General features: G+C 71.6%; 23 protein-coding genes and 1 pseudogene. 8 read left to right on the top strand and 16 right to left on the bottom strand.

All coding sequences use genetic code 11. The features are described from left to right. Positions 1-2: 2 nt before the first annotated feature. Together ACIWQI_RS13825 and ACIWQI_RS13820 are read right to left on the bottom strand one after the other, a co-directional pair. A complete protein-coding gene (locus ACIWQI_RS13825) occupies positions 3-1283 on the bottom strand; it encodes a dihydrolipoamide acetyltransferase family protein (protein ID WP_396658257.1) in 1281 nt (426 codons plus the stop codon). Then, positions 1283-3466: a thiamine pyrophosphate-dependent enzyme gene (locus ACIWQI_RS13820; RefSeq protein ID WP_396658256.1), complete on the bottom strand. Its 2184-nt coding sequence runs from the start codon at positions 3464-3466 to the stop codon at positions 1283-1285. The genes ACIWQI_RS13825 and ACIWQI_RS13820 overlap by 1 nt, the downstream gene beginning before the upstream one ends. A 123-nt stretch (positions 3467-3589) precedes the next feature. Here ACIWQI_RS13820 and ACIWQI_RS13815 point away from each other — a divergent pair, with 123 nt between their 5' ends. Both ACIWQI_RS13815 and ACIWQI_RS13810 read left to right on the top strand, forming a co-directional pair. After that, entirely contained in the window at positions 3590-4117 is a 528-nt protein-coding gene (locus ACIWQI_RS13815) for a VOC family protein (RefSeq protein ID WP_396658255.1), read from the top strand. Further along, a complete protein-coding gene (locus ACIWQI_RS13810) occupies positions 4114-4800 on the top strand; it encodes a GntR family transcriptional regulator (protein ID WP_396658254.1) in 687 nt (228 codons plus the stop codon). Before ACIWQI_RS13815 ends, ACIWQI_RS13810 begins: the two co-directional genes overlap by 4 nt. Before the next feature lie 19 nt (positions 4801-4819). Here ACIWQI_RS13810 and ACIWQI_RS13805 read toward each other — a convergent pair whose 3' ends face one another. The 3 genes and pseudogenes from ACIWQI_RS13805 to ACIWQI_RS13795 form a co-directional block, all read right to left on the bottom strand. Continuing rightward, positions 4820-5524, bottom strand: coding sequence for an SDR family NAD(P)-dependent oxidoreductase (locus ACIWQI_RS13805; protein ID WP_396658252.1), 705 nt, complete (start codon positions 5522-5524; stop codon positions 4820-4822). Beyond that, positions 5521-6438: pseudogene (locus tag ACIWQI_RS13800) on the bottom strand (NAD(P)-dependent oxidoreductase); the annotation flags it as partial. The gene ACIWQI_RS13805 and the pseudogene ACIWQI_RS13800, both read right to left, overlap by 4 nt. After that, on the bottom strand, positions 6420-7811 hold the full coding sequence (locus ACIWQI_RS13795) for a M24 family metallopeptidase (protein WP_396658250.1): 1392 nt from the start codon (positions 7809-7811) through the stop codon (positions 6420-6422). The pseudogene ACIWQI_RS13800 and the gene ACIWQI_RS13795, both read right to left, overlap by 19 nt. A 170-nt stretch (positions 7812-7981) precedes the next feature. On the opposite strand from ACIWQI_RS13795, the gene ACIWQI_RS13790 reads away from it, so the two are divergent. Then, entirely contained in the window at positions 7982-8680 is a 699-nt protein-coding gene (locus ACIWQI_RS13790; protein WP_396658248.1) for a helix-turn-helix domain-containing protein, read from the top strand. 8 nt (positions 8681-8688) lie between these two features. Here the strand turns inward: ACIWQI_RS13790 and ACIWQI_RS13785 are convergent, their stop codons facing one another. Genes ACIWQI_RS13785 through ACIWQI_RS13775 form a run of 3 tightly spaced genes read right to left on the bottom strand, consistent with a single transcriptional unit; the run spans position 8689 to position 11742 of the window. After that, the gene (locus ACIWQI_RS13785) at positions 8689-9756 is read right to left on the bottom strand and encodes a zinc-binding dehydrogenase (protein WP_396658246.1); all 1068 of its coding nucleotides are present in this window, start codon (positions 9754-9756) and stop codon (positions 8689-8691) included. After that, the gene (locus ACIWQI_RS13780; RefSeq protein ID WP_396658244.1) at positions 9753-10058 is read right to left on the bottom strand and encodes a Dabb family protein; all 306 of its coding nucleotides are present in this window, start codon (positions 10056-10058) and stop codon (positions 9753-9755) included. The genes ACIWQI_RS13785 and ACIWQI_RS13780 overlap by 4 nt, the downstream gene beginning before the upstream one ends. Before the next feature lie 55 nt (positions 10059-10113). Further along, positions 10114-11742, bottom strand: coding sequence for an FAD-dependent monooxygenase (locus tag ACIWQI_RS13775; RefSeq protein WP_396658243.1), 1629 nt, complete (start codon positions 11740-11742; stop codon positions 10114-10116). 243 nt (positions 11743-11985) lie between these two features. On the opposite strand from ACIWQI_RS13775, the gene ACIWQI_RS13770 reads away from it, so the two are divergent. After that, positions 11986-13413 carry an amidohydrolase family protein gene (locus ACIWQI_RS13770; protein WP_396658241.1) on the top strand — a complete coding sequence of 476 codons (1428 nt, stop codon included), beginning with the start codon at positions 11986-11988 and terminating at the stop codon, positions 13411-13413. Next, a complete protein-coding gene (locus ACIWQI_RS13765) occupies positions 13410-14417 on the top strand; it encodes a ketopantoate reductase family protein (protein WP_396658240.1) in 1008 nt (335 codons plus the stop codon). The genes ACIWQI_RS13770 and ACIWQI_RS13765 overlap by 4 nt, the downstream gene beginning before the upstream one ends. Positions 14418-14423: 6 nt before the next feature. Here ACIWQI_RS13765 and ACIWQI_RS13760 read toward each other — a convergent pair whose 3' ends face one another. The 5 genes from ACIWQI_RS13760 to ACIWQI_RS13740 all read right to left on the bottom strand — a co-directional run bounded on the left by ACIWQI_RS13760 (position 14424) and on the right by ACIWQI_RS13740 (position 19325). Then, positions 14424-15065 carry an NAD(P)-dependent oxidoreductase gene (locus ACIWQI_RS13760; RefSeq protein WP_396658239.1) on the bottom strand — a complete coding sequence of 214 codons (642 nt, stop codon included), beginning with the start codon at positions 15063-15065 and terminating at the stop codon, positions 14424-14426. A gap of 89 nt (positions 15066-15154) precedes the next feature. Beyond that, positions 15155-16168, bottom strand: a complete 1014-nt coding sequence (rlmB, locus tag ACIWQI_RS13755) for a 23S rRNA (guanosine(2251)-2'-O)-methyltransferase RlmB (RefSeq protein ID WP_396658237.1) — start codon at positions 16166-16168, stop codon at positions 15155-15157. Beyond that, the gene (cysS, locus tag ACIWQI_RS13750; protein ID WP_396658236.1) at positions 16161-17561 is read right to left on the bottom strand and encodes a cysteine--tRNA ligase; all 1401 of its coding nucleotides are present in this window, start codon (positions 17559-17561) and stop codon (positions 16161-16163) included. The genes rlmB and cysS overlap by 8 nt, the downstream gene beginning before the upstream one ends. A gap of 56 nt (positions 17562-17617) precedes the next feature. After that, positions 17618-18817 (bottom strand): 2-C-methyl-D-erythritol 4-phosphate cytidylyltransferase, encoded by a 1200-nt coding sequence (gene ispD / locus ACIWQI_RS13745; RefSeq protein WP_396658235.1) that lies wholly within the window; start codon positions 18815-18817, stop codon positions 17618-17620. A gap of 25 nt (positions 18818-18842) precedes the next feature. Further along, on the bottom strand, positions 18843-19325 hold the full coding sequence (locus ACIWQI_RS13740) for a CarD family transcriptional regulator (protein WP_396658233.1): 483 nt from the start codon (positions 19323-19325) through the stop codon (positions 18843-18845). 145 nt (positions 19326-19470) lie between these two features. Here ACIWQI_RS13740 and ACIWQI_RS13735 point away from each other — a divergent pair, with 145 nt between their 5' ends. Further along, positions 19471-19953 (top strand): DNA modification methylase, encoded by a 483-nt coding sequence (locus ACIWQI_RS13735; RefSeq protein ID WP_396658231.1) that lies wholly within the window; start codon positions 19471-19473, stop codon positions 19951-19953. A 17-nt stretch (positions 19954-19970) separates the two neighbouring features. Here the strand turns inward: ACIWQI_RS13735 and ACIWQI_RS13730 are convergent, their stop codons facing one another. Together ACIWQI_RS13730 and ACIWQI_RS13725 are read right to left on the bottom strand one after the other, a co-directional pair. Then, complete coding sequence (locus ACIWQI_RS13730; RefSeq protein ID WP_396658230.1) at positions 19971-20654, bottom strand: response regulator; 684 nt, start codon at positions 20652-20654, stop codon at positions 19971-19973. Beyond that, positions 20651-21901, bottom strand: coding sequence for a sensor histidine kinase (locus ACIWQI_RS13725; RefSeq protein WP_396658229.1), 1251 nt, complete (start codon positions 21899-21901; stop codon positions 20651-20653). Before ACIWQI_RS13725 ends, ACIWQI_RS13730 begins: the two co-directional genes overlap by 4 nt. A gap of 157 nt (positions 21902-22058) precedes the next feature. On the opposite strand from ACIWQI_RS13725, the gene phoU reads away from it, so the two are divergent. Next, the gene (gene phoU / locus ACIWQI_RS13720) at positions 22059-22751 is read left to right on the top strand and encodes a phosphate signaling complex protein PhoU (protein ID WP_396658228.1); all 693 of its coding nucleotides are present in this window, start codon (positions 22059-22061) and stop codon (positions 22749-22751) included. A 1-nt stretch (position 22752) separates the two neighbouring features. Here phoU and ACIWQI_RS13715 read toward each other — a convergent pair whose 3' ends face one another. After that, a complete protein-coding gene (locus tag ACIWQI_RS13715; protein ID WP_396658227.1) occupies positions 22753-23502 on the bottom strand; it encodes a phosphoglyceromutase in 750 nt (249 codons plus the stop codon). Positions 23503-23544: 42 nt separating this feature from the next. Here ACIWQI_RS13715 and ACIWQI_RS13710 point away from each other — a divergent pair. Continuing rightward, positions 23545-24167 (top strand): class I SAM-dependent methyltransferase (locus tag ACIWQI_RS13710; RefSeq protein WP_396658225.1); only part of this gene is annotated, 623 nt, incomplete at its 3' end.

Genomic DNA, 24167 nt, shown 5'->3' with positions numbered 1-24167 from the left:
GTTCAGACCAGCAGGCTCATCGGATTCTCGATCCGGCGCACGAATGCGGCGAGCCATTCCGCGGCCACCGCACCGTCGATGACGCGGTGGTCGGCGGAGAGCGTGACGGCCATCACCGTGCCGACCGCGAGTGCGCCGTCCTCGACGACCGGCTGCTCCTTCGCGGCGGCGACGGCAAGGATGCCCGACTGCGGGGGATTCAGGATCGCCGAGAACGCGCCCACGCCGTACATGCCGAGGTTCGACACCGAGAAGGCGCCGCCCTCCAGCTCCTGCTGCCGCAGCCTGCCCGTCCGCGCGCGCTCGGCCAGATCGGCGACCGTCGCGCTCAGTGCGACGATGCCGAGGCTGTCCGCATCCTGCACGACCGGGGTGAGCAGCCCGTCCTCGACCGCGACGGCGACTGCGACATCGACGGTCCGGTGCCTGAGGATCGTGTCCCCGTCCCAGGTGACATTGGCCGCCGGCACATCCCGCAGGGCGAGCGCCACCGCCTTCACCACGAGATCGTTCACCGAGACACGCCGGCCGGCGACCTCGTTGATCTCACGGCGGAGGGCGAGAAGGCGCTCCATGCGGCAGTCCGCACTGACGTAGAAGTGCGGCACCGTCGACTTGCTCTCGGTGAGCCGGCGCGCGATCGCCTGGCGCATCCTCGTGGGCGCGATCCGCTCCGGCTGCGGCCGCCGCGACGTCGCGGCGGACACAGGCGGCTCGGGAGCAGGAGCCGGCGCCGCCGGCACGACGTCGAGGTCGCGACGCACGATCCGCCCGCCCGGCCCGGTCCCGCTGATCGTGGCGAGGTCGATCCCGCGCTCGGCGGCGAGGCGTCGCACAAGCGGGCTCGCGAACAGCCTCCGGCCCTCGGGCTTCGCGACGGGCGCGGCTGCCTCCGCAGCGGCGGCGGGCGCAACGTCGCCGGCGGGCGGCGCCGTGGCGACGGGCTCCTCGGCGGCGCCGGGTTCCTCCGCCTCCGCCGCCGTCGACGCCGCAGGCTCTGTCGCCCCGAGCCCGGCCGCCGCCACGGCATCCTCGGGCTTCTCCCCCGCGTCGGCGAGCACGGCGATCGGTGCGCCGACGGCGACCGGCACCCCGGGCTCGACCAGCAGGCGCGCAACGGTGCCCGCCGTTTCGGACTCGTGCTCGAAGACGGCCTTCTCGGTCTCGATCTCGGCGATCGCCTGGCCCTCGGCCACACTGTCGCCCACCCCGACGAGCCAGGACTGCAGCGCGGCCTCTGTGGCCCCGGCCATGACCGAGGGCATCCGGACGACGGTCGCCATCAGCGGCCCCCCGCCGCGATGCGCATGCGCTCGAGCGCCTCCGCGACCTCTTCGGTGCGCGCGATCGCCGCGCGCTCGAGCACCTTCGAGATCGAGGGCGACGCCTCACCGCCGGTGACCCGCTCGATCGGCTGGTCGAGCCAGTCGAAGAAGCGGCGCTGCAGCTCGTCGGCCAGCCACGCCCCGTATCCGGTGCCGCGGGCGCCCTGCTCGACGATGAGCACCGCGTTGGTCTTGCGGACGCTCTCGCCGATGGTGTCCCAGTCCAGCGATGCCCTGTCGAGCCAGCGCAGATCGATGAGCTCGGCATCCACTCCGGTCCGCTCGATCGCCTCGGCGCTGTGCGCGACCATGGACAGATAGGTGAGCACGGTCACCTCCGTCCCCTCCCGCCGGACTGCGGCCGAGCCCGGGGGGATGATGTAGTCGAGGTCGCCCTCGACGGAGGGGTGCATGGAGCCGTAGAGGTCGACGTGCTCGATGACCAGGACCGGATCGTCGATCGCGAGCGCCGCGTTCATGATCCCGACGTAGTCGGCGGGGGTGGATGCCGCGGCGATGCGCCACCCTGCGCTGGTCGCGAAGATCCCCGCCGGGTCCATCAGGTGCTGCGAGCCGTAGCCCGAGCCCATCGCGACCTTGGTGCGCAGCACGAGCGGCACGGGATGGGTGCCGCCGAACATGTGACGGGCCTTGGCGACCTGGTTGAACACCTGGTCGGCGGCGACCCACATGAAGTCGGGGTACATGAACTCGACGACCGGGCGGAAGCGGCCGTCCAGCGCCATCCCGCCGGCGAGGCCGAAGAACGCGTTCTCGCTGATGGGCGTGCCGATGACGCGCTCGGGCCCGTACGTGGCGGCCAGCCCCTTCGTCGCGCCGTTCGTGCCCCCGGCGAGCCGGTGCACGTCCTCGCCGAGCACGACGATGCGCGGATCCTCTGACATCCGGCGGTCCATGACCGCCGCGACGGTCTCGACGAACTTGCGCTGCGGACCGGTGGCAGCCGGGCTCGCCTGCGCATCGAGGCCTTCGAGCTCTGCCAGGTCGCCGCGGATCCCGACATCCACGAAGCCGGGATCGGGCCACAGCTGCGGACGGATGCGGCGGGTCCCCTCGGCATCCGGGTCGTCCTCGATGAGGGCCGCGACGGCCTCCTGCATCGCCTGCTGCACGCGGGCGCGCAGCGCCGCCACGGCGTCGGGGTCGATCAGCCCGCGGGAGGCCATCTCGGTCGCGACGCGCTCGAGCGGATCGCGGGCCCGCCACTGGGCCTCCTCCTCTTTCGTGCGATATCCGAACGCGCTGCCGGGGAACGGTCCGTTCTGGTGGAAGTAGCGGTACACCTCGGCCTCGATGATCGCTGGGCCCTCGCCGGCGCGCATGCGCTCGGCTGCCGCCGCCATCGCCAGGTGCACCGCGAGCGGGTCCATGCCGTCGACGCGCCAGGCCGGGATGCCGAACCCCTGGCCGCGCACCGAGAAGCGCGTGTCCGCGGTCACCTCGGAGGCGTGGGTCGACACCGCGTAGAGGTTGTTCTCGATGAACAGGCACAGCGGCAGCTTCCACGCCGCCGCGAGGTTCATGGTCTCCAGCACCGAGCCGATCTGGCTCGCACCGTCGCCGAAGCAGTTGATGGTGAGGTCGGTCGTGCCGGAATGCTTCTGAGCCCACGCGTTTCCGGCCGCCGCGGGCGCGCCGCCGCCGACGATGGCGTTCGTGCCGAGCGCGCCCGCCTCCAGCCACTGCAGGTGCATCGAGCCGCCCCGACCGCCGCAGTACCCCTGGGCGAGCCCGAGGATCTCGGCGAGCGTGCGCTGCAGCACCTCCTGCACGGCCGGCGTCACCGGGTCGGCCGGGTCGAGGACGCCCTCGCTGACGTGCGTGAGCGCCTTGGCCAGGAACTGGTGGTGCCCGCGGTGCGAGCCGTTGATGCCGTCGGTGGAGCGAAGCCCGACGATGGAGCCGACGGCACCGCCCTCCTGCCCGATGCTCGAGTGCGCGGGCCCGTGCACGAGGTTCTCGGCCGCCAGCTCCAGCACCGTCTCCTCGAAGGCCCGGATGAGATGCAGCTGCACCAGCATCGTGCCCAGCAGGGCAGGGTCGGCCTTCGCCCAGTCCTCCGGCGTCGTGGTGAGCTCGACCCACTCGACCCCTGTGTCCAATGTGCGCAGCTGCGGCATCCTCGCCCTCCGATCAACCCCAGACTAGGGCGGATTGAATCCAATCTCAAGGGATTCCTCACTCAGGCGCTGGACAGACCTCCTTTGTGACGCAATGATGGATCCAATAACGGGAGGTGCGGCATGGGGATTCCTGGAGTCCGCGGGATCGACCACATCGGGTTCACGGTTCCCGACCTCGACGAGGCCGAGCGGTTCCTGGTCGAGGTCCTGGGCGCCGTGCATGTCTACACGCTCGGCCCCAAGAGGTCGGACGACGACGATTGGATGGCGGTCCAGCTCGGTGTCCATCCGCGCACCGTGATCCGCGAGATCCGCTTCTATCGGCTCGGCAGCGGCAGCAACATCGAGCTGTTCCAGTACGACAGCGCCGACGGCCAGGCACCGCAGCCGCGCAACAGCGACATCGGCGGGCATCACCTCGCCCTCTACGTCGATGACCTGGAGGCCGCCGTCGCGCACCTGCGCGCGCACGGGGTGGAGATCATGGGCGACCCGGTCGTCAGCGCCGGCGCCTCGGCCGGGCAGCGCTGGCTGTACTTCCGCGCGCCGTGGGGCATGCAGTTCGAGCTCGTGAGCTTCCCCGGCGGAAAGGCCTACGAGCAGGATGCCGAGGTGCTGCTGTGGCACCCCGCCAGGCCCGCCGAGTGAGTGCCGCCCCCACCGAGACGACCGCCGCGCCGCGGGACGGGCACGGCGCCGCGGGCCGTCGCGTGGCCGACGCGCTGCGCGAGGCGATCCTGCGCGGCGAGCACGCGCCGGGCGACCGCATCCGGCAGGAGGTGCTCGCGGAGCGCTACGGGGCCAGTCGGGTGCCCGTGCGGGAGGCGCTGCGGATGCTCGAGGCCGAGGGCCTGGTCACCCTCGTCGCGAACACCGGCGCCTGGGTCGCCCGCATCAGCCTCGCCGAGTGCGAGGAGATGTACCAGATCCGGGAGCGGGTGGAGCCGCTGCTGCTGCGGTTCAACGTGCCGCTTCTGCCCGACGCCGAGATCGCGCGCCTGAGCGGGCTGGCCACGGCGATGGAGAGCGCGGATGTCGAGGAGTTCCTGGCACTGGACCGCGACTTCCACCTCTCCTGCTACGCGCTCGCCGAGACCTCGGTGCTGGGCGACCTCGTGCGGCAGCTGTGGAACCGCACGCAGCACTACCGCCGCGCCTTCACCCGCGTCTTCCGGGCCGAAGGCGACCGCAGCGCGCACCACGACCATCATCTGCTGGTCGCGGCGCTGCGCCGCCGCGACGCCGACGAGGCCGAGCGCGTGCTCGCCGGTCACATCCGGCGCACGCGGCTGGAGCTCGAGCGCCACCCCGAGGTGTTCGCCCGGCCGTGAGCCGGCGACGCGCGCTGCGTCAGGTGATGCGCCAGCCGCGGTCGACGTTCAGGTTCACCGCCGAGACGCCGCGGTTGCGCAGCAGGAACTGCACCGCGTCGACGATGTCGGCCATCGTGGCCAGCTCGCCGCCCGGCGTGCGCGCCGAGTAGCCCTCCAGCGCCGCGGCCTTGTCGGCCCAGAAGGGGCTGTCGCCGATGATGCCCGGGTGGATCGCGTTGACGCGGATCGGGGCGAGCTCCAGCGCGAGCGCGTTCATGAGCCCCGTCACTCCGCCGTTGATCGTCGCGACGGTGGTCGAGCCGGGGTACGGGGCGTCCTTGGCGCGGCCGCCGAACAGCACGATCCCGGTGTCGCGCGAGGGCTCCATCCGGTCGAGCAGCGTGTGGACCGTCTCGGTGTAGCCGATGAGCTTGAGCGTCACGAGCCGCCGCGCCCGCTCGATGCTGTACTCGCGCACGGAGTTCGCGTCGCGCTCGATCGCGGCCAGGACCAGCCCGTGCACCGGGCCCACGCCGCGCAGCTGCTCGGCGATCGTCTCGGGCTCGGAGATGTCGAGCGAGACGCCGCTCGCGGCCGGTCCGATCGACGCCGCGATCTGCTCGACGCGCTCCTGGCCGCGTCCCGTGATGACGACGGAGTCGCCGCGTGCGACGACGTCCTTCGCCAGCTCGAGGCCGATGCCCTGCGTGCCGCCGACGACGACGATGGTGCGGTCGGTCATGGTGTCTCCTCCTGCAGTGATCCGGTCGGGTAGAGGTCGCGGCGGGTCACCTCGGCGGCGCCGCCCCAGTCGAAGCGCGCCAGATCCTCGTCCGCGAGCGCGATCTCGTAGACGCGGTGCAGCGCCGAGGCGGTGGGGAGGGTCACGCCTCCCTCCGCGGCCACCGCTTCGGCGAGGCGCAGATCCTTGAAGCCGAGCGCCATGATGAAGCCCGGCGGCACGTACGCCTGATCGACGATCTCCTTGCCGTAGCCCCGATAGACGACCCCGTCGAACAGCGTGCTGGTGAGCAGCTCGTGGAACAGCGCGGGGTCGACGCCCTGCCGTTCGGTCATCGCGATCGACTCCCCGAGGGCCTGGATGGCGTGGATGATGTTGAAGTTGACGGCGACCTTGACCACGTTCGCGATGCGGGCGCGCTCGCCGAACCGCCAGACGCGGACGCCGAAGACGTCCAGCACCGGGAGCACGACCGCCACCTCGGCGTCGGGTCCGGCGGCGAGGATGTTCAGCTTCCCCTCCGCCGCGACCGAGGGGCGGCCGAGCACGGGAGCAGCCACATAGCCGCACCCGGCGGCGCGGAACCGCCGGTCGAGCCGGTCGGCCTGCGCCGGGCTGATCGAGGCCGTGCAGACATGGATGCCGCGGGCCTGGGCGACGGTGCGGTCATCGAGCACCGCCTCGGTCGCCTCGTCGTCCGCGAGCATCGAGATCGACAGGCCGGTCGCCAGGGCAGCGGCGGGCGAGTCGGCCGCGACCGCTCCCGCCTCCACCAGCGCATCGACCGCGGGCCGCGAGCGGTTCCACACGTGCACGTCGTGCCCGGCGTCGACGAGGCGGCGCGCCATCGCCGAGCCCATGGTGCCCAGGCCCAGGAAGCCGATCGTGGCCATGCTCACTCTTCTCCGCGCCCTGCCGGCGTGTTGAGGTGGGACTGGCTGTCGCGTTCGGTGTTCAGCGGCCCTCCCACGGCGATGTACCGGGGTCCGGCGATGAGCAGCTCCTCCGCCGGGAACTTCGTGATCACCTCGCACCCGTCGGCGGTGACAACCACCTCCTCCTCGATCCGCGCGGCGCCCCAGCCGTCGGCGGAGGGCCAGTAGGTCTCGAGCGCGAAGAGCATCCCCTCCTGCAGCACCTCGGGGTGGTCGAGCGAGACGAGCCGCGAGAAGATCGGCTTCTCCCAGATCGACAGGCCCACGCCGTGCCCGTACTGCAGGGCGAAGGCCGCCTCCTCGTCCGGGAATCCGAACTCCTGGGCCGTGGGCCAGACCTTCACGATGTCGGCCGTCGTGGCGCCGGGCCGCACGAGCGCGATCGCGCGGTCCATGTACTCGCGGGCCCGGGTGTAGGCATCCTTCTGCGCGGAGCTTGCCGAACCGACGGCGAACGTGCGGTAGTAGCACGTGCGGTAGCCGTTCCAGCTGTGCAGAATGTCGAAGAACGCCGGGTCGCCGGGCCGGATGAGCCGGTCGCTGAACACGTGCGGGTGCGGAGAGCAGCGCTCCCCCGAGATGGCGTTGACTCCCTCGACGTACTCGGATCCCAGGTCGTAGAGGGTCTTGGCGACGAGGCCGACCGTCTCGTTCTCACGGACTCCCGGCCGCAGGAACCGGTACAGCTCCTCGTACGCGGCATCCACCATCGAGGCGGCCTGGGTGAGCAGCCGGATCTCGTCGGGGGTCTTGATGCGCCGGGCCTCCATGAACACCTGCTGCCCGTCGACGACGTCGATGCCGGCCTGCTGCAGGGCGAACAGGATCGGCAGCTCGATGACATCCACTCCCAGCGGCTGGTCGGCCACGCCGAACTTCTCCAGCTCGCGCTTGATCTTGCGCGCCACCTCCTCGGCGATGCCGGCGTCGGGGGTGAATGCGCCGCGCAAGGTCGAGATGCCGGCGCGCGCGCCGCTCTCCAGCCGCGGGCGCACGCCGCCCGGTCCGGTGGAATGGGGTGCGTTCGGGTCGGCGTCCAGCTCGGCCGTCGTCTCGTCCAGCCACGGGTTGTACAGCGCATGGTGCTTGGCCGCCGAGCCGAAATCCCACGAGATCGGATCGCTGCTGCGCGTGAGCAGACTGAAGCGGATGAGCTTGTCCATCGCCCAGGTGCCGATGTGCGTCGCCGTCATGTACCGGATGTTCGAGAAGTCGAAGGCGAGCACCGCTCCCAGGTCGGAGCGGTCCAGCTCGGCCTTCAGCCGCGCGAGCCGCTCGCGGCGCAGCCGGTCGAAGTCGACGCGCGCCTCCCAGTCGACCGCGTTCGCGCCTGTCGTGCCGGTGTCCTTCATGGCTGCCTCCTCGTGTCGGTGCGTGACCCGATGTTGATTTGAGATGGACCGCTGTTCAATGTGACTGAACCACGTCGCGCCGGATATCCTCTTGTGCAGACGGTCCGCGGCGCGCGATCCAGTGTGGTCGAACACGCGGCCGACGAGAACGAGGATGGCAGGAGACCGGAATGACCGCAGACGACATCGGCCGCCGGTTGCGCGAGGTGCGGCTGGAGCGCGGCCTCAGCCTGCGCAGCCTCGCACAGACGCTCGGCGTCTCGGCGAGCCTCATCTCGCAGGTCGAGACGGGGAAGACGCAGCCTTCGGTGTCGACCCTCTTCGCCATGGTGACCCAGCTCGGCATGTCGCTGGACGAGTTCCTCAGCCCCGACGGTGCCGATGGCGCCGCCGGCACGGTCCGGTCCGCGCCGGCGCAGCCGGGCGAATCGTCCGTCGTGCAGCGCGCCGCCGACAACCCGGTGCTCGAGATGGAGAACGGCGTGCGGTGGGAGCGTCTCGCCGTCGGCCCCGGCCGCCCCGCGGACGTGCTCCTGGTCACGTACGCGCCCGGCGCGTCGAGCTCCGTGGAGGGCAAGCTCATGCGCCACGCGGGATTCGAGTACGCGTACATGCTGGAGGGCGAGCTCACCCTCCAGCTCGAGTTCGACACCTACGTCCTGCGCGCGGGCGACTCCCTGCAGTTCGACTCGGTGCGGCCGCACATGTTCTCCAACAACGGCACGAGCGTCGCCCGCGGAGTGTGGTTCGTGATCGGCCGACGCGAGCAGAACCTCGAGATGCCGGCGGTCGGCGGCGAGGACGCGCGGCCCGCGGGCATCTCGTCGGCGGTCGACGTGCTGCGCGCGATGGACGGGCTCACGGACTGAGACGGCGGTCATCGGCGCACCCCGTGCACGGCGGGCCGCGACTGCGTGATCCACGGATCCACCAGCGTCTTGATCTGCCTGGCCGACCGGTCCAGCAGCGGCCGGAGCCCCTCGTCGGCGACCTTCTCGAGCGGGAGGACCTCATGGGCGAGGTCGGACCAGTCGTCGCGCGCGGCCAGCAGCCGGATCGCCTCCGGCATATCGGTGGCGAACACGTGCGCCACGGTCCCCACGATCGTGTACTCGCGCAGCGTCCACGATCCGAGGGGAAGCCCCGGCTCGCCGCGCTGGATGCCCACCGGGACGATGGTGGCCCCGGGCCGCGCCGACTCCAGGACCGACGCGAGCCCCGGTGCGGACCCGGTGACCTCGAAGAACACGTCGACATCCATCCCCAGCTCGTCGATCCGTTCGGCGAGGCCCTTCTCGTCCGCCTTCAGGGTCGCGAAGGCGCCGAGCCGCTCGGCGAGGGCAAGCCGGTCGGGATTGAGGTCGGCCACGAGCACGCGCGCGCCGGTGGCGACGGCGGCGACCGTGATGAAGGTGCCGATGCCGCCCGCGCCGACGATCACCGCGTCCTGCCCTGCGCGCAGGCCGCTGCGGCGCACGGCGTGCACCGCGATCGACATGGGCTGGGCCATCCCGAGCGTGTCGGTCGACAGGCCGCTGGCGGTGACATCGAGCAGGATGTCGGCGGGCGCGACGACGTAGCCGGCCAGCCCGCCGTCCCGCTGGAGCCCGAGCGTCGCATAGCTGCGGCACAGGTTCGTGCGACCCTCGCGGCACGGCTTGCAGGTGCCGCACGACACGCCCGCGCCGCACACCACCGTCGCCCCGACGGCGACCCCGGCGGTGTCGGGGCCGACAGCCTCGACGACTCCCACGAACTCATGGCCGAGCGTGACCGGAAGCACCGTGAGCAGGGGACCGCGGTCGTACTCGCTGGCATCGCTGCCGCACACCCCGCACACGGCGACGCGCACGAGCGCCTCGCCGGGTCCCGGTGCCGGCACGGCCCGCTCCTGCACGCGCAGGTCGCCCGCGGCGTGCAGGACGGCGGCGCGCATCGTCGTCATCCCCACGACCCCACCTCGAGCTGGGCGGCGGCGCGCGTGTCGATCATGCGGCCCAGGAGCCGGTCGTAGACCGCCTTGTGCGCATCCGAGTCGAGGTACGTCTCCAGGGCCGCCGCGTCGTCCACGACCGCGGCCACCGCGTAGTCGATGTCGCTCGGTCGCACGCGCAGATTCTCTCCGCATTCGTATGACCGCAGCATCGGCAGCCGGGCGGCCATCTCGGTCAGGCTCGCGGTCAGCTCGGCCACGTCGGCGGCGCTGACGTCCTCCTTCCAGCGGAAGAAGGCGAGGTGCAGGATCATGTCGTTCTCCTCCGGTTCGCGGCTGTGGTGTTCACAGCCACTTCACGCTCCGATGCTACGCGGCCGGCACCCGATCGCCGGCGGGCGCGAGGATCCGCTCGACCGCATCCGCCAGCTCCGCCCTGGACTGCTCGTCCGCGTGCTCCGCCCGCCACGCGATCACACCGTCCGGGCGTACCAGCACCGCGCCGTCGGACGGGAGGGCGTAGGCGGTCTCGAACGCGCCCTCCTCGGCGGTGAGGTCTCCATCCGGTGCGATCCGGTGCGCGTCGACGTCGCGCAGCGATGCCGCCGCGTCCAGCCACGCCTGGCCGTCCGCTCCGGTGAGGAGCACGAAGCCCCGGCCGAGCGTGTCCAGGAGCGAGAGCCGCTCCCCGTCGCGGGCGGCCCACAGGTGCGGCGCCCTCGCGCCCAGATGCGCTCCGGGCTCGCGCGCGTTCTGCGTGACCGGCTCGGTGGTCGGCTCGGCGCCGAGCACCGCCGCCGAGCTGTACACCGGGCCGAGCTCGATCGCGATGTCGTCGAGCGGCTCTTCGATGTCGTCCTTGCCGAGGGTCGGATCCACCCGCAGCACGTACCGCGAGTACGCCTGCTCGCTGGTCATCTGCCCGGCCGGCCGGCGCTCGAGGTCGTAGGTGTCCAGCAGCGCCTCGCCCGCCCTGCCCTGCAGCACGGCCGCGAGCTTCCACGCGAGGTTGTGCGCGTCGACGATCCCCGTGTTCCCGCCGAAGCCTCCGGTCGGCGGCATGACATGGGCGGAGTCGCCGGCCAGGAACACCCGGCCCTGGCTGTACCGCTGCGCCCAGCCCGCAGACGCACTCCACTGCTGCACGTTCTCGATCGTGATGGGCAGATCGTCCGATGCGCCCAGGGCGGTGCGCACGTAGTAGAGGCACCGCTCGGTGTCGGCGTCGGCTCCGACATCCGGGATCCGCTCCCCGTTCTCGTCCAGCGCCGAGAAGACCACGAGGAATCCCCCGTCCCGGCGGATGGAGTAGCGGAAGAAGCCGAGCAGTCCCGGCTGGTTCACGTAGATCACGCTCAGGTTGCGGTCGCCGATGAGGGCGTCGATGTCGGCCGTGAAGTAGATCGTGATGCAGTTGGCGAAGTCGCCGCGTCCCAGCATCCGGATGCCCAGGCGCTCACGGACGGGGCTGTGCGCGCCGTCGGTCGCGACGAGATACGAGGAGCGGACGAGCTCCTCCTCGCCGGTGTCGCGGTTGCGGATGATCGAGCGCACGCCGTCGTCGTCCTGCTCGACGTCGACGAGCTCGGTGGCGAACCGGTTCTCGCCGCCGAGTCGCTCCGCTTCGGCGCGCAGGATGGGCTCGAGGCCGATCTGGGTGATGAACAGGCGCGGCTCCGGACTGAGATGATCCACGCCCTCGTTCACGTTCTTCTGGAAATAGCCGATCTCCTTGCCGCCCAGCGCCTCGACCGCCATGATCGCGCCGTTCTGCACGAACTCCTGATCGGCGGCGTCGCGGACGACATCGGCGAGCCCGAGCTCGCGGATGATCTCGGTGGTGCGCTGATGGAGCATCGCGGCACGCGGATGGATGGCGGTGCCGCGATGGCGTTCGACCACCAGGCTGCGCACGCCGTGCGCTCCCAGCAGCAGGGACGTGGTCAATCCGACCAGGCTTCCGCCGGCGACGAGCACCGGCACTTCGATTTCGTTCACCGTACCTCCTTGGACAGCACGTCTGCATGGTCCCCCCGTCTCGGAGAAATGTCAAGCGCTACTGAACATACGTCAATCCAGTTCTGCACAATTCCGGGGTCGGCTCTTGATTTCTGTGCACCCGTACGGCATGGTGTGAAGCATCAGTGAATGCCACTGCCACCCTGAGCGCACGCGCTGCGGCGTCAGCGCCCGCAGCGCGCCGTCACGGGGAAACCGACGGCTGATCGAAGGAGATGAGCGATGACGGACAAGCCGACCCCACGAGAGGGCCAGCCGATCCTCTTCCGGAACGGGATCGTCCTCACGATGGACGATGCGCGCACCGTGCTGCCACGGGGGGACGTGCTCGTCAAGGACGGGAAGATCGCCGAAGTGGGCGTCGATGTGCCGGCACCCGACGATGCGTTCGTCATCAACGCGGCCGGCGGGATCATCATGCCCGGCATGGTCGACACGCACCGGCACATGTGGCAGACGGCGATGCGCGCATACGGGGCCGACTGGACCCTCACCCAGTACTTCGTCTGGTACTACCTGCAGCACGGCGCGAAGTTCCGCCCCCAGGACTACGCGGCGGGCAACCTCATCTCGGCCCTCGACGCCATCGAGTCGGGGGTGACCACGAGCGTCGACTGGTCGCACGGCCTGCGCACCGTCGAGCACGGCGAGGCCGCCTACGAGGCGCTGGCGACCTCACCCGGACGCTACGTGTTCGCGTACGGCAACATCCACCAGTCCCCCTGGGAGTGGACCGCCGACCCCGCTGTGCAGGACATCCTGATCCGCTCCCGCGACGACTCGCGCATGTTCGGCACGCAGATCGCCTTCGACGTGCCCAACCAGGACGAGGACTTCCCCGAGCTGGCGGCGTACCGCGTCGCCAAGGACCTCGGGCTGCGGGTGACCACGCACGCGGGCGTGTGGGGCGCCACCAACGACTGGGGGATCCGCAACGCCTACGATGCCGGGGTCATGGAAGAGGGCTTCACCTACGTGCATGCGGCGTCGCTCTCGGCCGAGTCCTACCAGAAGATCGCGGCCACGGGCGGGAACGTCTCGCTCGCCACCGAGTCGGAGGACACCTGCGGCCAGGGCTACCCGCCGATCCACCAGCTGCGCCTGTACGGCATCCCGGCATCCCTGTCGGTGGACACGAGCGTCTGGTTCAGCTCCGACCTGTTCTCGGCGATGCGGGCGACCGTGGGCGCCGACCGCGCGCTCGAGCACTACCTCGCCCACCAGCGCGAGCCCGCCGAGACGGTCACGCACGTGAAGCTGCGCGTCGAGGACGTCGTCGCACTCGCCACCCGGGGCGGCGCGGCCGCCATCGGCAAGGATCATCTCATCGGCTCGCTCGAGGTCGGCAAGCTCGGCGACGTCGTGCTGCTCAAGAACGACGACTCACCCACCTGGGCACCGCTGATCAACCCGTACGGCCACGTGGTCTACCAGGCTCAGCGCGGCGACGTGCACACCGTGCTCGTGGGCGGCGACCTCGTCAAGTCCGAGGGCAAGGTCGTCGCCGGCGACCTCGCCGGCGTGAAGGCGAAGCTCGACGACACCGTGTCGTACCTGGAGCGTGAGGTCGGCGAGGACTGGGTCGCCGGGCAGAACCCGGAGATCCCCGAGACCGAGGTGCTGTACAACCCGTACCAGTACAAGAAGTGACCGGCGAGCGCGTCGCGGTGGTCGGCGCCGGGGCGAACGGCGCGTCCCTCGGCGCCGACCTCATCGCGGCCGGGCGCGAGGTCACCCTCGTCGAGCAGTGGCCGGCGCACGTGGAGGCGATGCGCGCGGAGGGCCTGCGGATCCGCATGGCCGACCGCGAGCTGCACGTGCGTCCGCACGTCATCCACCTGTGCGAGGTCGCCGAGCTGCGCGCCGCATTCGACATCGTGCTCATCGTGGTGAAGGCGTACGACACCGCCTGGGCGGCGCAGCTCATCGCACCGCACCTCGCCGACGGCGGCGTCGTGGCGGCCGTGCAGAACGGGATGACCACGGATGCCGTGGCCGCTGCCGTGGGCGCCGATCGGGCGATCGGGACGGTCATCGAGGTCTCCTCCACCATGACCGTGCCCGGTGAGGTGCGCCGTCACACACCGCCGGAGGCATCCTGGTTCGCGGTCGACGCCGACCCCCGCGCCGACCGCGTCGCCGACCTGCTCGCCGCGAGCGGCCGGGTGGAGCGGTTCGCCGACATCCGCTCCGCGAAGTGGATGAAGCTCGTCAGCAACAGCTCGCTGCTGGTCACCACGGCGCTGCTCGGCCTGCCGATGCTCGACGCGCTGGCTGTGCCGGGGATGCGGGAGCTCATGATCGCGGCGGGAGACGAGGCGCTCGCCGTCGGCCGCGCCCGCGGCCATCGCGTCCTCCCCATCTTCGGGCTCGGCGCCGACGCGGTCGCAGATCCCGGCGCCGTGTCGGAGACGCTGCTGGACGCCGTCTACGGCTTCGTGCGCCCCGGCGCGACGACCACGGTGCTGCAGGACTGGAGCAAGGGCCGGCGCAGCGAGGCCGAGGACCTGAACGGGCTCGTCGTCGCGGAGGGCCGGCGGCTCGGCATCCCCACGCCCGTCAACACGCGGATCGTCGAGCTCGCCCGCCGCGTCGAGCGCGGCGAGCTACGACCGGATGCCGCCAACACGCCGCGTCTGCTCGGCGAAACGTGACCGGGTTCAGTACCCGACCGTGAAGCGCTGCCGGCGGTGGGCCGGCCTCTCGATCTCGTCGACGACGGCGACGGCGAAGTCGGCGCCGGAGATGTACGAGCCGCCGTCGGCATCCTCCACCACCACCTCGCCGCCGGTGCGGTAGACCCCCGTCCGCTCCCCCGGCTCCCACGCGCCGAACACCTTCGGCGGGTGCACGAGGAACCAGTCCAGCTCGGGGTCGGACGCCTGCAGCAGCTCGACGGTCTGCACGCCCACCCCGGCCTCGTGCCGGTACTGCTCCGGCACCCCCAGGTCCCACAGGCGCGGACCGCCGGGCGCGGCCAGGCTCCCCATCGCGCCGCCGACGACGCCCAGGCGCACACCCGTGCCGGTGAGGCGGTCGGCGAGGAGCCGGATGACGTCCAGGCCCCTGTCGGTCATGTCGCCGCGCGGCGAGACCGCCGAGACGACGACGTCGGCGCCGGTGAGGAGGTCGGCGATCGCGTCGGTCTCGAGCACGTCCGCGGCGACGTACTCGACCCCGGTGACGGGCTGCTCGGGCGCCGTGCGGGCGACGGCCACGACGTCATGCCCGCGTGAGGCCGCCTCCTGCACGATGTTCCCGCCGGCATAGCCGGTCCCTCCGATGACGACGATGCGAGCCATTGCATTCCCTTCTCGAGCGGACTGTCTCTCCTGTGCAATCCGGGCGATCGCACATCAATTCCCGGGGCGCGAGATCGGCCGGATCCGGGTCAGGCGGGGTCGCCGGCCGCCTGCTGTGCACGCAGCATGGCGACCTGGTAGAGCGCGACGGATGCGGCGATCCCGGCGTTGAGCGACTCGGTCGCCGCCGAGATGGGGATCGACACGATCTGGTCGCAGGTCTCGGTGACCAGGCGCGACAGGCCCTTGCCCTCGGAGCCGACGACGATGACCACGGGCCGGTCGGCCAGCTCGAGCGCGGGAAGCGCGACGTCTCCGCCGCCGTCGAGGCCCAGCACGAACACGCCCTGCTTCTTGTACTCCTTGAGGGCGGTGGTGAGGTTCGCCGCGATCGCGACCGGGAGGCGCGCGGCGGCCCCCGCGCTCGTCTTCCACGCGGCGGAGTTGACCCCTGCCGACCGGCGCTGCGGGATGACGACACCCTGTCCGCCGAACGCGGCGGTGGAGCGGATGATGGCACCGAGGTTGCGCGGATCGGTCACCCCGTCCAGCGCCACCAGCAGCGGCGCGGTGCCCTGCTCGGCGGCACGCTCGAGCAGGTCCTGCGGGTGCGCGTACTCGTACGGCGGCACCTTCAGCGCGACGCCCTGGTGCACACCGTCGAACCCTGCCATGCGATCCAGCTCGGGCCGGGTGACCTCGAGCACGGCGAGGTCGCGGTGCTTGGCGATCGACAGCATCTCCTTGATGCGGTCGTCCATCTCCACGCGCTGCGCGATGTACAGCGCCGTGGCCGGGATCTTGGCGCGCAGGGCCTCGAGCACCGAGTTGCGGCCGGTGACCGTCTCGGTGTCGTCACCCTGCTTGGGCCGCCCTCCCGCGCCCGGTCCCCGAGTCTGTCGAGCGGGCTTGGGCCTGCCGCCCGCCGCCGCATAGCGCTCGGCCGCGGCCTTGCGCTTGCCGGCGACATGCCAGCTGCGGTCCTCGGCCTTCGGGGTGGGGCCCTTCCCTTCGAGCGACTTGCGGCCATGGCCGCCGGTGCCCTTGCTGGGACCCTTCTTGCCCCTGCCCTTGCCTGCGCCGGGGCGCCCTGGCTTAGCCATCGCTGAGACTCCAATGCGTTCCGTCCGGAGTGTCCTCCAGGGTGATGCCCGCGGCGGCGATGGCGTCGCGGATGCGATCGGCGGTCGCCCAGTCCTTCGCGGCGCGGGCCTCGGCCCGTTGCGCCAGCATCGTCCGCACCAGTGCGTCGAGGGCGGATGCCGCCGCTCCCCCGCCGGCGTCCGCCCACTGCGGATCGGCCGGGTTCATGCCCAGCATGCCCGTCATCCGACCCACCTGGACGGCGGCGCGGCCGGCGGCGGCGGTGTCGCCGGCGTCGAGCGCGGCGTTGCCCGCGCGCACGGTCTCGTGCACCACGGCCAGGGCCTGCGGGACGCCGAGGTCGTCATCGAGCGCGGCGGCGAAGCCCTCGGGCAGCTCGGCGGCCACCAGCATCCCCTCGAACCCCAGGGTGCGGGCGACGCGCTGCTGGAACGAGCGGATGCGGTCGAGCGCGGCCTCGGCCTCGGCGAACGACGACTCGCCGATCGCCAGGCTCGACCGGTAGTGCGCGGCTCCGAGCGCATAGCGCACGACGAGCGGCTCGTACCGGGCGAGCAGGTCGCGGGCGAGCACGAAGTTGCCGAGCGACTTCGACATCTTCTGGTCCCCGACGGTGACCAGGCCATTGTGCACCCAGTACCGCGCGAACCCGTCGCCGGCGGCGGCCGACTGGGCGAGCTCGTTCTCGTGGTGCGGGAAGCGCAGATCGAGGCCGCCGCCGTGGATGTCGAACTCGGCGCCGAGGTAGCGGCGCGACATGGCGGAGCACTCGATGTGCCAGCCGGGCCGGCCCGGGCCCCACGGCGAGTCCCAGGCGGCGTCGGCCGGCTCGCCGGGCTTGGACGCCTTCCACAGCGCGAAGTCGAGCGGGTCGCGCTTTCCCGCATCCGTGTCGGGTGAGGACTCCATCGCGTCGGGACGCTGATTGGTCAAGGCGCCGTAGCCGGGCCACGAGCGCACATCGAAGTACACGCTCCCTTCGGCGGCGTAGGCGTGGCCGGCGTCGATGAGGCGGCCGATGAGCTCCTGCATCTGCGGGACGGAGGCGGTCGCTCGCGGCTCGTAGGTCGGCGGCCGGATGCCGATCGCGGCATACGCCGCGGTGAACTCGAGTTCCATGCGGTAGGCGAGGGCCCACCACGGCTCGGTGTCGGTGGCGTTGGCGAGCACCTTGTCGTCGATGTCGGTGACGTTGCGCACGAACGTCACCCGCCCGAAGCGATGCTCGAGCCAGCGGCGCAGGATGTCGAAGGCGAGCGCTCCCCGAAGATGCCCGATGTGCGGCCCAGACTGCACCGTGGGCCCGCAGACGTACACGGACACGTTCGCCGGGTCGAGCGGCACGAACTCGCGCAGCGTCTGCGCCTGGGTGTCGTAGAGCCGCACGTTCACCGCACCAGCCTACCGGCGGGCGGGCCTGGGCTGAGGGATGTGTCGGCCGCGATGGGCTACACGGGCACGAGCAGGGCGACCGCGAAGGCGGCGACGCCCTCACCGCGGCCGGTGAACCCCAGCCCGTCGGCGGTCGTCGCCGAGACCGAGACCGACGCGCCGCCCAGCGCCGCCGACAGGGCCGCCTCGGCCTCGCCGCGGCGGGCGGCGAACCGCGGCCGGTTCGCCTGCACCTGCACCGACACGTTCCCGACCGTCCAGCCCGCCTCGCCGAGCAGCGCGCGGGTCCGGGCGAGGAACACGTCGGCGTGGGCGCCCGCGTATTCGGGGTGGGACGTGCCGAACCGGCTGCCGATGTCGCCGAGGCCCGCCGCCGACAGCAGCGCGTCGACGATGGCGTGCGCGACGGCATCCCCGTCCGAGTGCCCGGTCAGCGCCGGCTCGCCCGGCCATTCGAGTCCGGCCAGCCACAGCGTCCCGTCCCCGCCGAACGCGTGCACGTCGGTGCCGACGCCGATCCGGGGCATCCGGGGCGTCCGCTCGAGCGGGACGGATGCCGGCGGGATGGGCGCGACGAGGCGCTGCGCGCGTTCGAGGTCGGCGGGGAGCGTGATCTTGAACGCGCGCGCGTCGCCGGGGACCGCGCGCACCTCCGCCCCCGCGGCCGCAACGAGCGCGGCGTCGTCGGTGTGCTCCTGCGTCGCCGAAGCGTACGCCTTCTCGAGCATCGCGCGCGGGAACCCCTGCGGCGTCTGGGCGGCCGCCAGCTGCGACCGGTCGACGCCCGCGGCGATGCGCTCCCCGTCCACCTGCTTGATCGTGTCGACGACCGGCAGCACGGGCACGACGCCGGCACCGGTGCGCTCGACGGCCGCCACGACGCGATCGAACACCGCACCGGGCGTGAGTGCGCGCGCGGCGTCGTGCACGAGCACCGTCTCGACATCGGGCCAGACGGCGGCCAGGCCCGCGGCGACGGATTCCTGGCGGGTCGCCCCGCCGGTCACCACCGAGACGAGGTCGCGGCGGTCGCCGGCCCCCTCGGCGGCATGGGTCTGCGCGTCACCCTCTCGTCCCGCCGGCGCGACGACCACGACCTGCGCCGGGGCGGCGTCGAAGACGCCGCGCAGCGCATGCCGCAGGATCGAGTGCTGGTCGATGCCGACGAAGGCCTTCGGCGCGTCCGCTCCGAGGCGCGTGCCGGCGCCGGCGGCGACCACGATGATCGCGACGCGGGGAACGGGGGTGATGCTCACGCGTCGAGACTATCGACGCGTCAGGTCAGGAGGCGAGGACCTCGTCCAGGACGACCGATGCCTGCTCCTCGTCCGTCTTCTCGGCGAGGGCGAGTTCGGAGATGAGGATCTGGCGGGCCTTGGCCAGCATCCGCTTCTCACCGGCCGACAGGCCGCGGTCCTGATCGCGGCGCCACAGGTCGCGCACGACCTCGCTGACCTTGATGACGTCGCCGGAGGCCAGCTTCTCGAGGTTCGCCTTGTAACGGCGGGACCAGTTCGTCGGCTCTTCGGTGAAGGGCGCGCGCAGCACTTCGAAGACGCGCTCGAGGCCCTCCTTGCCGATCACGTCGCGGACACCGACGAGGTCGACGTTCTCGGCCGGAACCTCGATGATCAGGTCGCCCTGGGTGACGTTGAGCTTCAGGTACTTCTTCGGCTCGCCCTTGATCACGCGTTCCTTGACCTCGATGATCGTCGCGGCCCCGTGGTGCGGATAAACGACCGTCTCGCCAACCTCAAAAAGCATGCAGTTATGTCCCTTCAGCAACGTCCAGGATACCACAGCCGTTATGCGCTAAGGTTCTCCGCCGCAGGGCCGACCGGCCGTTCCACACGGACGCCCGGGTAGCCGTAGAATGCTGGGCAGAGCCCGCCCCGAACCTGGAGGATCCGTGAAATCGCGCCTTCTCGCGTCCCTCGCCCTGGCGGCTGCCGCCGTCGTCGGTCTGACGGGCTGCACCTTCATGACGCCGCAGAGCACGACCATCGAGTACTCGCCGGCGGACGGGGTCAACGTCGACGGCTCCGCACCCCTCGAGGTGCGCAACGCGGTCGTGGTCGCCAACCCCGAGGGCACTGCGGGCAATCTCATCGCGGCCGTCGTCAACCCGACGGGCGAGGCGCTGACGCTGCGGATGGAGGTGGGCCAGGCCCGCGTCCCGGCCATGCTGCGGGTCCCCGCGAACTCCGTCGTGAGCCTCGGCGCTCAGGGAGAGCCTCCGCTCGAACTCGAGCGCTTCGAGGGCATCCCGGGCACCAATGTGGAGATCTACTTCCAGTCGGGCGATGTCAACGGCGTGTCCACCGCCGTCCCGGTCGTCGACGGCTCGCTGCCGTATTACGCGGACCTCGCGCCGCAGCCCATCGTGGACTGACGGGTGGCTGACGCGGATCAGCCCTCGAACCGGTAGCCGAGGCCGCGCACCGTCACCAGCATGACCGGATCGCCCGGGTTCAGCTCGATGCGGGAGCGGATGCGCTTGATGTGCACGTCGAGCGTCTTCGTGTCGCCCACGTAGTCGCTCCCCCAGACGCGGTCGATGAGCTGGCCGCGCGTGAGCACGCGCCCGGCGTTGCGCATGAGCACTTCGAGCAGCTCGAATTCCTTCAGCGGCATCTTGATCTTCTCGCCGTCGACGGTCACCGTGTGCCCGTCGACGTCCAGCCTGACCCGGCCGCCGGTGAGCACCCGCTCGTCCAGCGCCTCGTCCTGGTGGGCGATCCGGCGCAGGATCGCGCGCATGCGGGCCAGCAGCTCGCGGGCCGAGTACGGCTTGGTCACATAGTCGTCGGCGCCCAGCTCGAGCCCCACGACGATGTCGACCTCCGAGTCCTTCGCGGTGACCATGATGATCGGCACCTGGGATGTGAGCCGGATCTGCCGGCAGACCTCGGTCCCCGGGACGCCGGGAAGCATGAGATCGAGCAGCACGATGTCCGCGCCGTGCGCTGCGAACAGGTCGAGCGCGCGCCGCCCGTCCTCGGCGACGTCGACCTCGAACCCCTCACGACGCAGCAGGTATGCCAGGGGGTCGGCGAGGTCGGGCTCATCCTCGACGAGCAGGACGCGGGTCATGGACGTTCTCCTTTCGCGGCCTCCGCCGTCTTCCCGGCCTTCGGGGACTTCGAGGGCTTCGGCGACTTCGGCGACTTCGGCGACTTCGACTTCCCGGCCTTGCGACGCCCGTGCCCGGCGTCACCCGCGTCCACGCGGGCCAGGCGGATCATGAAGGTCGAGCCCCGACCGGGTCGCGACCACATGCGCACCTCTCCCCCGTGCCGCTGCACGGCGTGCTTGACGATCGCAAGTCCCAGCCCGGAGCCACCGGTGCGGCGCGAGCGCGCCTGGTCGGCGCGGTAGAAGCGCTCGAAGATGCGCTGCTGCTCCTCCTCCGAGATGCCGATCCCCTGGTCGGTCACCGAGATCTCCACCATCCCCCCGTCGACCTTCGCCCCCACGCCCACGTGCGAGCCGGACGGCGAGTACACGATGGCGTTGGCGATCAGGTTGCCGAGCGCCTCGACGAGGATCTGCGCGTCTCCGCGCACGGACAGCCCGCTGTCGCCGCCGCGGATCAGCCCGACCCCCGCGGAGTCGGCCTGCACGGCGTGCGCGGCGACGGCCGCCGTGATGATCTCGTCGACCGAGACGTCGGCGACCACGCTCAGCTCGTCGGCGGCCTGCAGCCGGGACAGGTTCATGATGCGGGCGGTCAGATTCGCCAGCCGGGTGGCCTCCGCCTGCAGTCGCAGCGCGAACGCACGCACCTGGTCCGGATCGTCGGCGGCCGATTCCACCGCCTCGGCGAGCAGGCTCACCGCGCCCACCGGCGTCTTCAGCTCGTGGCTGGTGTTGGCGACGAAGTCCTGCCGCATCTGCTCGAGCCGCTCATGCTCGGTCATGTCGCGGGCCACCAGCAGTGCGAGCCGCGAGCCCATCATGCTCGCGCGCGCCGAGAGGAGGCGCTCGTCGCGGCCCGGTCCGGGCCGGACGATCCGCAGGATCGCCGCCGAGGGCGCACCCGCCTCCCGCGCCTGCCGCACGAGGGCACGCAGCTCCGCGCCGTCGAGGACCTCTCCGCGGACGATGCCGACTCCTGCCGCCGGGCCCGATGCGGCGACGACGATGAACGAGGTGTCCACGACGGCGACGGGCTCGTCGAGCGCGGCCAGGACCGACGCGACACCGTCCGGCAGCCCCGCGCCGTCCTGCGCACGCCCGCGGTCGCGCGCCCGCAGCGCGAGCACGATGACGACCGTCACCGCCGCGCCGACCAGGGCGCCCAGCAGCAGGGCGAGCAGCGCCAGCTGCACCGTGTCCATGGCATCCAGCGTAGGCCGGACGGATGCCGGGGAACTGCCCCGGCGGCGCGTCGGCCCGAGGCATCCGGATACTGTTCACATGCGGGGCACCGTCCGTTAACCTCCGCCCGGGATGATCGGCCCAGGCGCGGGGGGACCCGCGAGCGGAAGGGATGACATGCGCGCAGTGTTCCACCAGACCCTGGAGGACGTGCAGGGGCGTCTCGTGGAGATCGCCGACCTCGTGGCGGTCGCCATGGACAAGGCCACCCGCGCGTTCAGCTCGAGCGACGTGGGACTGGCCGAGGAGGTCATCGCCGAGGACCACATCATCGACGAGAAGTGCCTCGACCTCGACGAGCTGACCATCGAGATCCTCGCCCGCCAGCAGCCGGTCGCCCGCGACCTGCGCATCGTCGTCGCCGCGCTGCGGATGAGCGCCTCGCTGGAGCGCATGGGCGACATCGCCGAGCACATCGCTCAGCTGACGCGGATGCGGTTCCCCGAGCGCGCGATCCCGAAGGGCCTGAAGGGAACCTTCCGGAAGATGGGCGAGCTCGACGTCGAGGTGGCTCGGCGTCTGGCGGACCTGCTGCGCACCCAGGATCTGAGCATCGCCGACGACATCCGCAACGGCGACGACGCGCTCGACGAGCTGCACCTCAGCGTCTTCGAGAAGGTGCTCAGCGACAGCTGGCGCGGCGAGGCGGCAGCCACAGTGGACGCGACGCTGGCGAGCCGGTACCACGAGCGCTTCGCCGACCACGCCGTCTCGGTCGCGAAGAAGGTCATCTACCTCGCGACCGGCGAGTGGGAGGTCCCCACCGACGCGGTTCCGGTCGTGGTCGACCCCACGATCACGAGGGACTGACTCAGGCTCTGCCCTGGCCGGCCACCGCGGCCGCGCCGGCGGCGGCCGCCTCCGGGTCGAGGTACTCCCCCGGGCCGAGCGGCATGAAATCCTCGCCGAGCCGGTAGACCAGCGGGATGCCGGTGGGGATGTTGAGCCCTGCGATCTCGTCGTCGCCGATCCCGTCGAGGTGCTTCACGAGCGCGCGCAGCGAGTTGCCGTGCGCGGTCACGAGCACGGTCTTGCCCGCTGCGAGGTCGGGGATGATCTCGCCCTCCCAGTAGGGCAGCAGCCGGTCGATGACGATCTTCAGCGACTCGGTGCGGGGCACCTCGCCGTCGATGTCGGCGTAGCGCGGGTCGCCGGCCTGACTGTACGGATCGTCGTCGGCGATCGGGGGCGGCGGCACGTCGAACGAGCGCCGCCACAGCATGAACTGCTCCTCGCCGAACTGCTCCAGGGTCTCGGCCTTGTTCTTGCCCTGCAGCGCGCCGTAGTGGCGCTCGTTGAGCCGCCAGGAGCGCTTCACGGGGATCCACAGCCGATCTGCGGCGTCGAGGGCGATGTCGGCGGTCTGGATCGCCCGGCTGAGCACCGACGTGTGCAGGATGTCGGGGTGCAGGCCCGACTCGGCGATCAGCTCGCCGCCGCGCTGCGCCTCCTGCTTGCCCAGGTCGGTGAGGCGCACATCCACCCATCCGGTGAACTGGTTGGACTTGTTCCACGTGCTCTGGCCGTGGCGGAGCAGGATGAGCGTGTGCGGCGCAGTCATGGCCCTCAGCTTAGCGAGGCGCTCGCCTGGCATCATGGGCGCATGACGCCCGCCCCGCCGCCCGAGCGCGCGATCGGGCGCATCACCCGCGGGACGACGAACACCAACCGGCTGCGCCGCGTCGACCGCTGGATCGCCCGGCATCCGGCGCTGCGCCGCGCCGCCGACCCGCTGGTGGTCGACCTCGGCTACGGGCGCAGCGGGGTGACCGCGTTCGAGCTCGAGGCGCGACTGCGCGCGGTGCGTTCCGATGTCGAGGTGCTGGGCCTGGAGATCGATCCGGACCGCGTCGAGGGCGCCCGCGCCCAGCTGCGGCGGGTGCGCGCAGGGCTCACCCCCTTCGCCCGCGACGCGCGGGTGACCTTCGCCCGCGGCGGATTCGAGGTTCCCACGATGGACGGCCGGCGGCCGGCGGTGATCCGAGCCTTCAACGTGCTGCGGCAGTACGACGAGGCGGAGGTGACCGGGGCCTGGCAGCGCATGGCGGCGCGCCTGGCGCCGGGAGGCCTGCTCGTGGAGGGCACCTGCGACGAACTCGGCCGCGTGTCGACGTGGGTGGCGCTCGGTCCCGACGCCGTGCCCGCGTCGCTGACGATCTCGGTGCGCCCCTCGACAAGCTCGGGGGCGACGGGCTCGGGGGTCGCCACGGACGGCGAGCCGTGGCA

Origin of the sequence: Microbacterium sp., from assembly GCF_044508325.1 — a bacterium.
GTDB lineage: Bacteria > Actinomycetota > Actinomycetes > Actinomycetales > Microbacteriaceae > Microbacterium.
Note: the sequence above shows the minus strand (reverse complement) of the source record. Positions and strands in the feature narration are given on the sequence as shown.

Coding starts and splice junctions, on each gene's coding strand:
- ACIWQI_RS13780 (WP_396658244.1), bottom strand. CDS start 10,058: ATGATCCTGCACCTCGCCTTCTTCCGCTGGAAGGAGGACGTCAGCGCC.
- phoU (WP_396658228.1), top strand. CDS start 22,059: ATGCGCGCAGTGTTCCACCAGACCCTGGAGGACGTGCAGGGGCGTCTC.
- ACIWQI_RS13820 (WP_396658256.1), bottom strand. CDS start 3,466: ATGCCGCAGCTGCGCACATTGGACACAGGGGTCGAGTGGGTCGAGCTC.
- rlmB (WP_396658237.1), bottom strand. CDS start 16,168: ATGGCTAAGCCAGGGCGCCCCGGCGCAGGCAAGGGCAGGGGCAAGAAG.
- ACIWQI_RS13715 (WP_396658227.1), bottom strand. CDS start 23,502: ATGACTGCGCCGCACACGCTCATCCTGCTCCGCCACGGCCAGAGCACG.
- ACIWQI_RS13795 (WP_396658250.1), bottom strand. CDS start 7,811: ATGAAGGACACCGGCACGACAGGCGCGAACGCGGTCGACTGGGAGGCG.
- ACIWQI_RS13785 (WP_396658246.1), bottom strand. CDS start 9,756: ATGACGACGATGCGCGCCGCCGTCCTGCACGCCGCGGGCGACCTGCGC.
- ACIWQI_RS13730 (WP_396658230.1), bottom strand. CDS start 20,654: ATGACCCGCGTCCTGCTCGTCGAGGATGAGCCCGACCTCGCCGACCCC.
- ACIWQI_RS13815 (WP_396658255.1), top strand. CDS start 3,590: ATGGGGATTCCTGGAGTCCGCGGGATCGACCACATCGGGTTCACGGTT.
- ACIWQI_RS13760 (WP_396658239.1), bottom strand. CDS start 15,065: ATGGCTCGCATCGTCGTCATCGGAGGGACCGGCTATGCCGGCGGGAAC.
- ACIWQI_RS13805 (WP_396658252.1), bottom strand. CDS start 5,524: ATGACCGACCGCACCATCGTCGTCGTCGGCGGCACGCAGGGCATCGGC.
- ACIWQI_RS13770 (WP_396658241.1), top strand. CDS start 11,986: ATGACGGACAAGCCGACCCCACGAGAGGGCCAGCCGATCCTCTTCCGG.
- ACIWQI_RS13725 (WP_396658229.1), bottom strand. CDS start 21,901: ATGGACACGGTGCAGCTGGCGCTGCTCGCCCTGCTGCTGGGCGCCCTG.
- ACIWQI_RS13790 (WP_396658248.1), top strand. CDS start 7,982: ATGACCGCAGACGACATCGGCCGCCGGTTGCGCGAGGTGCGGCTGGAG.
- ACIWQI_RS13740 (WP_396658233.1), bottom strand. CDS start 19,325: ATGCTTTTTGAGGTTGGCGAGACGGTCGTTTATCCGCACCACGGGGCC.
- ACIWQI_RS13825 (WP_396658257.1), bottom strand. CDS start 1,283: ATGGCGACCGTCGTCCGGATGCCCTCGGTCATGGCCGGGGCCACAGAG.